This window comes from Haladaptatus sp. T7 (assembly GCF_026008575.1).
GTDB lineage: Archaea > Halobacteriota > Halobacteria > Halobacteriales > Haladaptataceae > Haladaptatus > Haladaptatus paucihalophilus.
The window spans coordinates 120,482-132,880 of the sequence record NZ_BROP01000002.1 but is presented as its reverse complement, the minus strand read 5'-3'; the positions used below and the strand labels follow the sequence as shown (position 1 = coordinate 132,880).

Below are 12,399 nucleotides of genomic sequence, written 5' to 3'. Positions count from 1 at the left end.
GTCGAGGGGTCAGACGGTTGACTCCAAGAGGTCGGACAGATGAGTCAGACGTACCCTTTGACGCTCGTGTGAACCCCCATCGCTTCGAGGGTTTCTTCGAGCGCGTCCAGCACGACGGCGAGGTCCTGCTGGAGCGCGTATTCTCGATACTTACCACCGGCCGACCCTTCGTTGATTTCGGACACCGAAAGAATGCCGAGCATGGCGAGGTCGTCGAGATGTTCTCGAAGCCAGCGGGCAGTCAGAGCCTCGCGCTGGGCCGTCACCGAGAGCGCCTTGTACCGGGAGTAGATTTCGCGCGACCGGGCGGGCGTTTCGCCTTCCGCCTCCAACGTTGCGAGGGCGTAGACGACCAGTCGTTCGTGGTCGTTCAGGTCGGCGATGCCACGAGCGACCTGCTCGCGTTCGAGCAGGTCGCGGCCCCGCCGGACGTGTTCCTCGGATACCCGTTCCGCGTTCTCCTCGCGCGCGAGGTCGCCCGCCTTGAGCAGCAAGTCGAGCGCTTTTCGCGCGTCGCCCGACTCCTGTGCGCCGAACGCCGCACACAGCGGAATCACGTCCTCGGTCAACACGTCGTCCTTGAACGCGACCTCTCGACGTTGGTCGAGGACGGCCCGAAGCTCGTTTGCGTCGTAGGTCGAAAAGGAGATGGAGCGTTCACACAGCGAGGATCGAACCTTCGGCGAGAGGCCGTCGCGGAACGTGAGGTCGTTGCTGATACCGATGAGGCCGATTCGGGCCTCGGTCAGGTTTCCGTTTTCGCGTGCGCGAGAAAGCTGATAGAGAATACTGTCGTCCTTGAGATGGTCGATTTCGTCCAGTACGAGCAGGATGATGCCGCCGTGAGTATCGAGTTCGTCCCACATCAACTCGTACACCTGTGACCGAGAGTAGCCGGTTTCGCTGATTCGGTTCGCGGGATCACGAAGCGTGTTCACCAGATGGCTCGCCACGCGATAACTGGAGTTGAGTCCGTCGCAGTTGACCAGTTCGGTGAAGATGTCGAGGTCGTCGTAGTCGTCGGCGTTGTTTTCGAGCTTATCGAGTAGAAATCGCGTCGCGGCGGTTTTCCCCACACCGGCCTTGCCGTAGAGAAAGATGTTGTCCGGCTGTTCGCCATAGATTGCGGGTTGTAGCGCCCCGTGGTACTCCTCCAACTCGGAATCACGGCCCACCAGCGTGTCGGGCGTATAATCGTCCAGTAATGCTTCACGATTTTTGTACGGAGAATGTTCGCGAACGAACTCGAATGAACCCATTGTATTTTCGCAAACGGAGGAGTACTATAACGCTTCCGAACCACCCGTTCCTGTGATTCCTGAGTTTCATCTGTATCACCCGACTTCGGGAGAGAGTGCTCGAAACAGAGGATTTCACGCCGTAGCCGTGGATTCGAACGAGACGAACTGACCGTAGAACCGGCCGTTCCTATGATTCCGTTGTTTCTTTTGTCCCGTTTGTTTAAAAACCACCCCCACCCCTCGATTCCGCTGAGTTGGTCGGAAAGGGTGGGTGGGGGTGAGGGAGGTCTTTCTAGAACGGAAACGTTCAAGTCATGACCATCACAACAATATCCGCAAACTAGACGAAAAAGACTATTTCGTCGAAATAGTCGCTGAATTATTCTCTTTTCGTTCCCCTTCGCTCTCTTTCCAACGCTCCGCGATTGCTCCGCCCCACCTCCGAGCGCAAATACAGCGGAACAGAGGGGTGGGGGTCATTATAAGCCAAACGTGACAACGGAAACAGCGGTCGGCGCGGTTCCACCGCGAACTCTGCACGACTATAGAGAACAACGGAACGATGGGGTGGTTGAGAACTACTGTTCGAGTGGGTAACGACCGGAACTAGCAAACAGCTTCGGACGAAAGACAGCGGAACGACGGTGTATGGGCTGTGTCAAACACTCCCGTAGACTTGAACTATCCCGATCATCTCGGTCAGGGGTAGCGACGGTGAGTCGAAGGAGAGGGAACCAACCGAGACAGTGGCCGTGACCGATAGTGAACAAGCCGAGATAGTACCACCCGGTTGAACGGCTGATGAGTCGGGAGCTATCGACTGAAGATGGCGATTCGTTTTGCCGCGGTTCGTTCGACCGGACGTATCGACAGCGAGCATAATTACAGCGGAACGATGGGGTGGTGAAACAAACCTGATGCGGGTGCAAAGTTGTCTTCTTGCTCGTTTGCCGACCGAATTCACGAAAAAACAGCGGAACGGTGGGGTGTCCAACGACGACTTTCGGTGGTATCCAGCCTTCGGTGATGAGCAACTCTCGGTGATGAGCAACTCTCGGTGATGAGCAACTCTTGTGGTGTCCACCCATCCCACCCGTGGCAACTTCCCCTCGCGAGTCGTGGGCGGCGAGTGGATGACTCTCAATTGGGAGGGCGCGTAGCCGAGAATGACGGATAGCGGAAAACAGTGAAACGACGGAAGACGAGAACGGTGGAACGACGGAAGCCGAAAACAGCGGAACGATGGGGTTCGATGGACCGATAGCGTTCGAACCATCTCTTCTATGACGTTCCGGTAGGCGAACGTCGAGCGGCGAGGGTTCGAGGGCCCGACTTTCGAGCTATCTGGCAGCACGCCGACTACAGCGATAGACTCGACCACGGGCCATCACCCGCTCTCGACCGTACACGACTCTATAACTTAACGTTCTATTACAAACCACGCCCATTTCTAAAAAATGAGAATAAACAGCGGAACGGCGGTGGGGGTAACGACGTGGGTTCGACGGGCTAAAAAACAGCGGAACGACGGGGTTCGTCCCGTGGGAGCTTCGACCGGCCGGAACATCGAAAGTCGTACAAAATGGCGAATAGAGCCGTAAAAAACCATATCTCGCTTATACAAAAATTGCGAAACGGTGAAATCGCTCTGTCAGCTCGACCCGTCAGACACAGCGGAACGATGGGGTTCGTTGGCGTGTTCACGTGTGACGGGATAACTGGATGTAACGGGAATCGAAAGAGTACACGGAACGATGTAACTCCAAGCGGTACACGGAACGATGTAACTCCAAGCGGTACACGGAACGATGTGAATTCGACCGTGGACCTCGCCAACGGCATAGCAATGCCCCAGCGACGGGAATTACACCCCACGTGCTGTTCCGTCGCCGAAACGGAAACGAACGACTCGCTTCAGAGGATGATGCTCTTCTGTCGGACCATCTCCTCGATGGTCAGGTGGAGTCCCTGCCGACCGATTCCGGACCCTTTGTTCCCGCCGAACGGGATGTCGCCGAGTCCGTGGCTGGGTGCGCCGTTGATGCGCACGGCTCCGGCGTCGAGTTTATCGGCCATCCGGCGTGCGCGGTCGTAATCGTCCGTGAACACGGCGGCGTCGAGCGCGAGGTCGCCGCCGTTCGAGATTTCGAGGGCTTCCTCCTCGGTTTCGAAGGTCGTGACGGCCGCGACAGGGCCGAACTGTTCCTCGTGGATAATCCGCGCGTCGTGCGGCACGTTCGCCAGCAGCGTCGGTTCGAAGAACTGCCCGTCGCGGTCGCCGCCGCGAACCAGGTCGGCGCCTTTCTCCACCGCGTCCTCGACGAGTTCCTCGACCCACTCGGCTTGGCTCTCGCTGATGAGCGGTCCCATCTGGGTGTCCTCGTCGAAGAGGTCGCCGACGACCCACTCGTCCATCGCCGCGTCTATCCGATCGACCACCTCGTCGTGGACGCTTTCGTGGGCGAGCACCCTGCTGACGGCGGAACATCGCTGTCCGGCGTACTTGAACGACCCTTTCGTGCAGGCACCGGCAACTTCGGAGAGGTCGGCGTCGGGGAAGATGACGGCGGGCGCGTTGCCGCCGAGTTCCATGTGCAAGTTGACCATCCCGCTCTTGCGCGCGACGTGCTTCCCGGCCGCGCTGCTGCCGGTCATCGTGATCATGTTGATGCGGTTGTCACCGACGAGCAGGTCGCCGATTTCGCTTCCGCGTCCCGGCGTGAAGTTGAACGCGCCCTTCGGCAGTCCGACGTCAGCGATTACGTCGGCGAGAATCGCCGCGCTCACCGGCGTCTTGCTGGCGGGTTTGAGGATGACGCAGTTACCCGCCGCGAGCGCCGGGGCGACCTCCAGCGCGGTCGTGGCGAGGGGGTAGTTGTACGGCGTAATCGCCAGAATCGTGCCGATGGGTTCCGGCTTGAGGATGGCTTCCCACCCCTCGTGGCCGCTCGTAGTTCCTTGGCGGAACTCGCCTTGCAGGTCGTGGGCTTCCTCCGCCGCGCGGCGGAACCGCTCGGCCGCGCTTTCGACCTCGCCGCTCGCGCTCGAAATCGGTTTTCCGGCCTCCCGGACGATGACTTCGGCCAGTTCCTCTTTCCGTTCGAGGAGACCGTCCGCGATGTCTTCCATCCATTCCGCCCGTTGCGGAATCGTCGTCTCGCGCATGGCCGCTTCTGCCTGCTCCGCTGCAGCGAGCGCGTTGTCGGCTTGTTCGGCATCGGCGGCGGCGACTTCGGCGAAGACGCCCCCGTCCGCGAGGTCGGTCACGTCGAGCGTGCCGTCGGCGTCTAGCCACTCGCCATCGATGTAGAGTTGCTCCCGTCGATGGATCGGTTTCTGTGACATGGTTACACCTTAGGACTCGGTAGGTAAATTATTTACTCACAACCGGATTAATGACACATGATTGCTTTTATCTCGCAATGTGTCGAACACTACCGCGGGACTGCAGTTATTCGTGCACCGAAACGCGCTGATTCGCGTCGTCAGTACAAGCGACGATTCGAGCCGTTGGTACCATCGACGATTCGCGTCGTCGGTACTGATGACTGGCATCGGTGGGCACTGGCCGGTTCACAACGGTAGCGCCGGTTCACAACGGTAGCGCCGGTTCACAACGGTAGCGTCGATTCGCACACCGTCTCCCGAAAACGTCGATTCGTCAATTCAAAGCGATAACCACTCGGTGGTCACGTCACGTTCGACCAGATGCCACCGCTGTTCTGCGTTACTGCCGTTCACTCGAACCTCGACCGCGGCGTCGAAGACGGGCAACAGCGTCCGGACGATAGTGGAATCCATCTCCGCCGGAAGGTGGAAGTGCCCCATCCCATTGACGGTCATGATACGACCGATCAGGACGTGCAGAAACCGGAACACCGATTCGGGGTCGTGTTCCTCGATGAGGGGAGTCAGCGAGTCGAAACAAACCCGAAGTTCTCCGGGTGCCAACGGACCGCACTCGCGTTCGAACTCGTCTATTGCGCCGGAAATCTCGATGCCGAGCGGAGCGAGCTTTTGAGTCCGGAGGACGGTCGTGTCCGCCCGATTGCCGACGTTCGAAACGGCCGCGGTGCTCCGAGTATCGGTCACCTGTTCGATGAATTTCGTGTCCTCGTGCGCCCCCGCGTGCGTGTGGTGGCACTCACCGTCGGTCCGAACGAAGACCCGACGGCGTGGCGTTTCCGTGGCATCACCGAGGAACCGCTCGCACGCTCGTTGCATGGGTGGTTTCGTTCCCACCACCAAGAGGCCACTTCCTCGGCGCTTGAGTTCCGCCAGTTCCCGGGTGAAAATCTCGGCCGTTTCTCGGGCCTCGGAACTGTTTTCGCCACGTCTTTCCATTGTTTCCGACGTGTCTGTCTATGTATCATAAGTCTTCGGGTCGCCTCCGGCGAAAGTCGGCAAACGCGACTGTCTTTGTAGCTATCTTAAGCGTCGAATCCGTACGGGGAACGATGACCGACGACCTGTTCAGCAGTATCTCGTTTCGAGAGTCTACGGCGCGAAACCGCGTGATGGTCTCGCCGATGTGCCAGTACTCCTGTGACGGCGATGGACTGGCAACCGACTGGCATCGCGTCCACCTCGGAAGCCGCGCCACCGGCGGCGCCGGTATCGTGATGACCGAAGCGACGGCCGTCGAACCGCGCGGTCGAATCTCGCCGGACGACCTCGGCATCTGGAGCGACGACCACGCCGAGGCGCTCGCCCCGATAACCGAGTTCATCCGCGACCGCGGTGCGCTCCCGGCGATTCAACTCGCCCACGCGGGTCGGAAGGCCAGCAAGACCAGTCCGTGGGACGGAAATCAACCTCTGCAACCCGACGAACGCGGCTGGGAAGCCATCGCCCCGAGCGCGGACCCGTGGCCCTACGAGGACACGCCGCCGCAACTCCGAGAGATGACGACGGACGATATCGCAACGCTGGTGGACGATTTCGCGGCGGCGGCCGAGCGCTCGCTCGACGCCGGGTTCGAAATCGCGGAAGTCCACGCCGCACACGGCTATCTCCTCCACGAGTTCCTCTCTCCCGTTACGAACGACCGCGAGGACGAGTACGGCGGCAGTCTAGAGAACCGAACCCGAATCGTTCGGGAGGTGACGGAAGCGGTCCGCGACGTGTGGCCCGACGACAAACCCGTCTTCGTCCGCATCTCGGCGACCGACTGGCTGCCCGAGCGCGAGTCGTGGACGATAGAGGATTCCGTCCACCTCGCCGACCGACTCGGTGACATCGGTGCCGACCTCATCGACGTGAGCGCCGGTGGACTACACCCCGACCAGCGGATTCCGAATCCGGGTCCGAACTACCAGGTCCCGTTCGCGGAGCGAATCCGCGAGGACACGGACGTTCCCGTCGGCGCGGTCGGCGGCATCACGGAACCCGCACAGGCCGACGCCCTCATCCGGAACGGGCGCGCCGACCTCGCGATTATCGGGCGCGAACACCTCCGCGACCCCTACTTTACGCTGCACGCCGCCGAGGAACTCGACGCCGAAGATAGCGTCGAGTGGCCGATACAGTATCGACGCGCCGTGCAGTGACGACGAGGGAACGTCCCCGAACGGTAGCGAGAAAACGAAACCGAACGATGACGAGGCGACGACACGCCACACCCCTGTCTGACGGTCCCACCTCCGTCTGACGGTCCATTTAAGCCGTTTCTTCTCCATCTATCGGTATGGCGCTGGCGCTCAGTCGTGGAAACCACGTCCGAAGAGGGCGGAGGAACGTCCATGCCGACTGACGATGCGACCCGCGAGGGCGGCGGTGGACGGACGGTCGAAATCAGGACGCCACCGGAACCGTTTTTTCTCCTCGAGCGGTACGTCGCCAATCCCGTCCTCCGGCGACTCCTCCGCTCGAAGGCCCACTGGCTCGTGAGCAACCGACTCATGCTCCTCTCCTACGTCGGGCGACGGTCGGGCACGCGATACACCACGCCCGTCGCCTACGACCGGCGCGAGGACACTCTCGTCGCCACCACCCTCCGCCACCACAGCAACTGGTGGAAGAACTTTCGCGAGGAGCACCCGGCGACCGTCTGGCTTCGCGGTACCCGCCGGAAAACGACGGGACTCGCCACGACCGACACGCGGGAAATCGCGGAGCTCGTCCGGAGCGCGCTCGTCCGCTACGGCATCGAACGAGCGCGCTGGCTCGGGCTGAAAATCGAGGGCGACGAACTGCCGACCGTCAAAGAACTCGAAGCGGTCGCGCCGGAACTCGTCGTCGTTCGCTTCTCCGTCGACGACCTCGAACCGGTCTTCCAGACGCTTCACATCCGGGAAGAGGAGTTCTCGAACCGCTTCGGGACCGAAGTGCCGTCGTAGTGCCGTCGCACTTCCGCCGTAATTCTGTCGCACTTCCTCACGTGACTTTCCCTGAACTTCCCCACGTACCTGACTCTCACTCGTAGCGACTGTCCTCCCGGATGTGCTCCGGCATCGCGTCGTCCCGGCCGTTGTACTGGTCGCCGAAGGTCTCCACGATGTCCCGTTCGGACTCCCAATCGACGTAGTACTCGGTGAGCACGCCCGCCACCGTCTCGCCGAGGGCGTCCATCTCCTCGTTGATGGCCGAGACGGTGGACCACGAGTCGATGTCCGCGTAGCGACTCCGGTCCTCCCAATCGTCCGGGATTTCGGGCGCTTCGTACGCCACCTCTTCCAGTTCCGGGTCCCAGTAGAAGTCGAACGCCGCGATACACCCGAGGTCGAGCGCGATGTGATACGCGTCCACCGAGAGCGCCGTCTCCGCCGCCCACGCGGAGAATCCCTCGTGCCACGCGTTCTCCTCGCCGTCCAGATACGTCTGGAGGTCGGCTCGTTTGTGGACGTCGGACTCGTACTGGTCGTCCCGCGTTAGCTCGTAGATGGTCGGCGCGGCGGGTGTCGTGACGTCGAGGCTCATGTCGGTAGAGACGCTTCCCACGTCGATAAGCTCTGTCGCCCCGTCTCACTCGCGGTCGAAGCGAATCGGAAGCGACTCGACGCCGTAGATGAACGAACTCCGCGTCGGTTCGAGCGTCGTCTCGGGAATCGTGACGTTCGACACGCGGGACAGCAGTTCCGAGAGCGCGACCTTCGCTTCGAGTCGGGCGAGCGGCGCACCCAGACAGTAGTGGGTGCCGTAGCCGAACCCGAAGTGTTGGTTCGGGGTGCGGTCGGGCCGAAACTCGTCCGCGTCGTCGAACTGCCGCTCGTCGCGGTTCCCGGAACCGAGCCAGACGACGATTTGGTCGCCTTCCTCGATGGTTTCGCCGTGCATCGTCACGTCCTCCATCGCCACGCGGGTCATCGCCTGCACGGGTGACCGGTAGCGAAGTACCTCCTCGATGGCCGTGGTGAGCGCGCGGTCGTCGCCCGCCAGTTCGTCCACGGCGTCCACCTCGTCGAAAGACCGCATCGCGTTCGTGATGAGGTTCGTCGTCGTGATGTTCCCGGCGACGAGCAACAGAATACACGTTCCGAGGATTTCCCGATGCGTGAGCGGTTCGCCGTCGATTTCGGCGGTGACGAGCGTCGAGATGAGGTCGTCCTGCGGATTCTCGCGCCGGTCTTCCATGAGTTGGATGAAGTAGAACGCCATCTCTTGGCGCATCTCCTCTTGGCGTTCGACGAACTCCGCGCCGCTCTCGTCCTCGCTCGCGGCCGAGACGATGGCGTCCGACCACGTTTTGAACTGCTCGCGGTCCTCCGTCGGAACGCCGAGCAGTTCCGCGATGACGATGACGGGAAGCGGGTACGCGAACTCCGACACGAGGTCGATTTCGTCCCCGTTATCGAGGATGTCGTCCAGCAACTCAGTCGTCAACTCGCGGATACGCGGCTCCAGTTCCCGAATCGTTCGGGGACTGAACTCCTCGTCCACGACGCCGCGGAGTTCGTCGTGTCGCGGCGGGTCCTGTAGGAGCATCGTATCGAGCATGACGCCCGCCTCCTCGCCCTCAGGTTCCTGAAATCCGCTCGCGTTCCGCGGGCTTACGGAGAATCGCTCGTCGTCGTCGAGCATCTCCTTTACGTCGTCGTATCGGAACACGTCCCACACCTTCCGCGTCGGGTCGTACCGAACCGGTGCCCGCTCGCGCATCTCCCGATACCAGTCGAACGGCTCGAGCCACGCTTCTCGCTCGGATAGTTCGTCGGGGAACGCCTGCAAACCCTGTGGGTCGGAGGAACTCATCCCTGACACTACAGGGGCGCGGCGTATCAGGATTACCCTTCTCGTATCGGTCCTCGGGTTCCTTGAAATAACGCCCGGATAAACTTCGAGTGAAGGAGGGTCCTCCTCGACGCTATTTCCAGAATTCTTTTATGACCATTCTGTCCCGATGACGATTAATTAGCGAACAATAGGATAATATTGCGAACGATGACGGACAGTATTCACGGTGAAAGCCCGTTACTTTGCCCGACTTTCAATTCGCACGGAACTGAGACGGAAGGCTAATATAATTGTGGTAAATGCTTTCATAGCATGGATAGACGAACCTACCTCAAAGCGAGTTCCGGAGCAGTTGCTGCGCTGGCGCTCGCGGGTTGTTTGGGCGACTCTGGTGGCAGCGGTAGCGACGACAACGGCGACAACGATGACGACAAGAAGACCAGTTCGGACGGCAAGGACGATTCCGACACCGGCAAGATACTCATCGGCTCCGATATACCGTACAAGCCGTTCGAGTACCGCACGGCGGACGGGTCGCTCGAAGGGTTCGACCCCGGTATCGCGGAAGCCATCTTCAAGGGACAGCTCGACCGGGAGTACGAGTTCAAGAAGGCCGGTTTCGACACCATCATCGACAGTCTGAAAAACAAGAACTTCCGCCTGATCATGAGCGCGATGACCATCACCGACAAGCGCGCCGAGAAGGTCGATTTCTCCGACCCGTACTTCACGGCGTACCAGACCGTTGCGATTCGCAAGGGTGGTGGCATCGAGAAGCTCGACGACTTGAAAGGCAAGACCGTCGCCGTCCAGAAGGGGACGACCGGCGAAAGTGCGGCGGAAAAAGTGAAGGAGGACTTCGGTGGCAGCCTCACGATTCACAGCTACGACCAGATTGCGGGCGCGTTCAACGCGCTGCGGAACCAGCAGGCGGTCGCGGTCATCAACGACAACACCGTCAACGCGGAGTTCGTGAACAAGATGGACGGCGTCGTATTCCTCGAAGGCGAAGGAGAAGCCGCGAAGCAGGGGAAGAACGCACCCGACTATCTCACGCTGACGATCGAGGAGTACGGCATCGCGTTCCGCAAGGACGACGATGACCTCCGGAAACAGGTGAACGAGGCCATCAAAGCCATCAAGGACGACGGCACGTACGACGAGATATACGGCAAGTATTTCGAGGGCTGATTCCACGGACGTCGCCTTCACCAAACAACTATAACTTGATATATTATGGCAGAGACATATCACGAAGACGCTGCCGCCGAACACCGCGCAGGCGACGGCCTACTGACCGACACCCGACTCAAATGGTTCGGAATCGCCGTCGCTGGAGGATTCTCGCTTCTCATCGCGTACGTCATCTTCCGTATCCTCACGGATTTCGTCGATTACGATCTGTTGGTGACCATTTTCCCGCGATTCATCAGCACGTACATCGACGTTCTCGTAATCGTCGTCGTTTCGAGCGTCCTCTCGCTCATCGGCGGTGTCTTCATCGGCTTGGGTCGCGTGTCGAAAACGAAATTCACTCGCGCCGTCGCCACGTGTTACGTCGAGTTCTTCCGCGGAACGCCGCTCCTCTTCCAGTTGTTCGTCCTGTACATCGGACTCCCGAGGTTCGGCATCGGAAACTTCTCCCGGTGGGGTTGGTACGCCGGTATCATCGGCCTTTCGCTGAATCACGCGGCGTACTCCGGCGAGGCGATCAAAGGCGGTATCAACTCCATTCCGGACGGTCAGATGGAGGCCGCGCGGTCGCTCGGCATGTCCTACATCAGTGCGATGCGGAAAATCATTCTCCCGCAGGCGTTCCGAAACTCCCTCGCCGCGGTCGGGAACGACCAGATCATCCTGGTCAAGGACACGTCGTTGCTGTCGGTTATCGCCGTCAGCGAACTCATCAGCCTCTTCCGGAACGTCAACAGCAACCAATTCGACGCGTGGACGCCGCTCGTCCTCGTGGCGATAGCGTACCTCGCCATCACGCTCCCACTTGGCAAACTCGTGCGTATGCTGGAAGAGCGCGCTGCATGGGGTGAACAGCGATGAATACTCCAAAAATCGAGTTCGACGGCGTTGATAAGTACTTCGGCGAAGCACACGTCCTGAAGGACGTCGACCTCGAAATCGAGGACGGCGAAGTGGTCGTCGTCGTCGGCCCGAGCGGCAGCGGGAAATCGACGCTGTTGCGGTGTACGAACCGCTTGGAGGAGATACAGGGCGGCGACATCCGCATCGAAGGACAGTCCATCACCAACCCGACGGTGGACATCAACTTCCTCCGCCAGCGCATCGGAATGGTGTTCCAGAGCTTCAACCTCTTCCCGCACAAGACCGCGCTGGAGAACGTCTCTATCGCGCCGATAGACGTGAAGGGACTGTCGCGTGCGGAGGCGGACGAACGGAGCCAGCAACTCCTCACCGACGTGGGCCTTGAGGACCAAGCCGACTCCTACCCGAACCAGCTTTCGGGCGGGCAACAACAGCGCGTCGCCATCGCTCGCGCGCTGGCGATGGACCCGCACGTCATGCTGTTCGACGAGGTGACGAGCGCGCTCGACCCCGAACTCGTCGGCGAAGTGCTGGGCGTCATGCGCGAACTCGCCGAGGGCGGCATGACGATGATGGTCGTCACCCACGAGATGGGCTTCGCCCGCGAAGTCGGCGACCGAATCGTCCTCATGGCCGACGGGCACGTCATCGAAACCGCGCCGCCCGAGGAATTCTTCGAGAACCCGCGGACGGACCGTGCGAAGCAGTTCCTCTCGATGGTGCTGTAGCGGTTTTTGAACGCTCCTGTCCCACCTTTCTCGACGGTCCCGTCGAATTCCTTTCGACCGACCTTCATTTCTCCCGACTGTCCTGTACTCCCCCCCTCGTTTTCGTGAGACGGAACCCAATTCCAAGCTTCTGGGACGAGTCGATGTCTCTTTTACACCTGCCCGGAAATGACGGGTAGATACGGGACCGATTCCGCACG

Annotated in this window: 10 protein-coding genes; 5 read left to right on the top strand and 5 right to left on the bottom strand. The window is 60.5% G+C overall.

What is annotated here, in order from left to right; translation table 11 throughout:
• Positions 1-44 precede the first annotated feature (44 nt).
• The 3 genes from OPC11_RS06685 to OPC11_RS06675 all read right to left on the bottom strand — a co-directional run bounded on the left by OPC11_RS06685 (position 45) and on the right by OPC11_RS06675 (position 5,585).
• Positions 45-1,259, bottom strand: coding sequence for an orc1/cdc6 family replication initiation protein (locus OPC11_RS06685; RefSeq protein ID WP_007979040.1), 1,215 nt, complete (start codon positions 1,257-1,259; stop codon positions 45-47).
• Between the two features lie 1,896 nt (positions 1,260-3,155).
• Positions 3,156-4,586: an aldehyde dehydrogenase family protein gene (locus OPC11_RS06680; RefSeq protein WP_264781414.1), complete on the bottom strand. Its 1,431-nt coding sequence runs from the start codon at positions 4,584-4,586 to the stop codon at positions 3,156-3,158.
• 321 nt (positions 4,587-4,907) lie between these two features.
• Complete coding sequence (locus OPC11_RS06675; RefSeq protein WP_264781413.1) at positions 4,908-5,585, bottom strand: hypothetical protein; 678 nt, start codon at positions 5,583-5,585, stop codon at positions 4,908-4,910.
• 113 nt (positions 5,586-5,698) lie between these two features.
• Between OPC11_RS06675 and OPC11_RS06670 the strand changes: the two genes are divergently transcribed.
• Both OPC11_RS06670 and OPC11_RS06665 read left to right on the top strand, forming a co-directional pair.
• Positions 5,699-6,790 (top strand): NADH:flavin oxidoreductase/NADH oxidase, encoded by a 1,092-nt coding sequence (locus OPC11_RS06670; RefSeq protein WP_007979034.1) that lies wholly within the window; start codon positions 5,699-5,701, stop codon positions 6,788-6,790.
• 192 nt (positions 6,791-6,982) lie between these two features.
• Positions 6,983-7,579 carry a nitroreductase/quinone reductase family protein gene (locus OPC11_RS06665; protein WP_264781412.1) on the top strand — a complete coding sequence of 199 codons (597 nt, stop codon included), beginning with the start codon at positions 6,983-6,985 and terminating at the stop codon, positions 7,577-7,579.
• A 76-nt stretch (positions 7,580-7,655) separates the two neighbouring features.
• On the opposite strand, the gene OPC11_RS06660 is transcribed toward OPC11_RS06665, so the two are convergent.
• Both OPC11_RS06660 and OPC11_RS06655 read right to left on the bottom strand, forming a co-directional pair.
• Positions 7,656-8,159, bottom strand: coding sequence for a hypothetical protein (locus OPC11_RS06660; protein ID WP_018128683.1), 504 nt, complete (start codon positions 8,157-8,159; stop codon positions 7,656-7,658).
• 45 nt (positions 8,160-8,204) lie between these two features.
• Positions 8,205-9,431, bottom strand: a complete 1,227-nt coding sequence (locus OPC11_RS06655) for a cytochrome P450 (RefSeq protein ID WP_007979029.1) — start codon at positions 9,429-9,431, stop codon at positions 8,205-8,207.
• A gap of 294 nt (positions 9,432-9,725) precedes the next feature.
• Here OPC11_RS06655 and OPC11_RS06650 point away from each other — a divergent pair, with 294 nt between their 5' ends.
• From OPC11_RS06650 to OPC11_RS06640, 3 genes are read left to right on the top strand one after another with little or no spacing between them, the layout of a single operon-like run.
• Entirely contained in the window at positions 9,726-10,604 is an 879-nt protein-coding gene (locus OPC11_RS06650; protein ID WP_264781411.1) for a basic amino acid ABC transporter substrate-binding protein, read from the top strand.
• 45 nt (positions 10,605-10,649) lie between these two features.
• Positions 10,650-11,468: an amino acid ABC transporter permease gene (locus tag OPC11_RS06645; RefSeq protein WP_007979025.1), complete on the top strand. Its 819-nt coding sequence runs from the start codon at positions 10,650-10,652 to the stop codon at positions 11,466-11,468.
• The gene (locus OPC11_RS06640) at positions 11,465-12,199 is read left to right on the top strand and encodes an amino acid ABC transporter ATP-binding protein (RefSeq protein ID WP_007979023.1); all 735 of its coding nucleotides are present in this window, start codon (positions 11,465-11,467) and stop codon (positions 12,197-12,199) included. Before OPC11_RS06645 ends, OPC11_RS06640 begins: the two co-directional genes overlap by 4 nt.
• Positions 12,200-12,399: the final 200 nt, after the last annotated feature.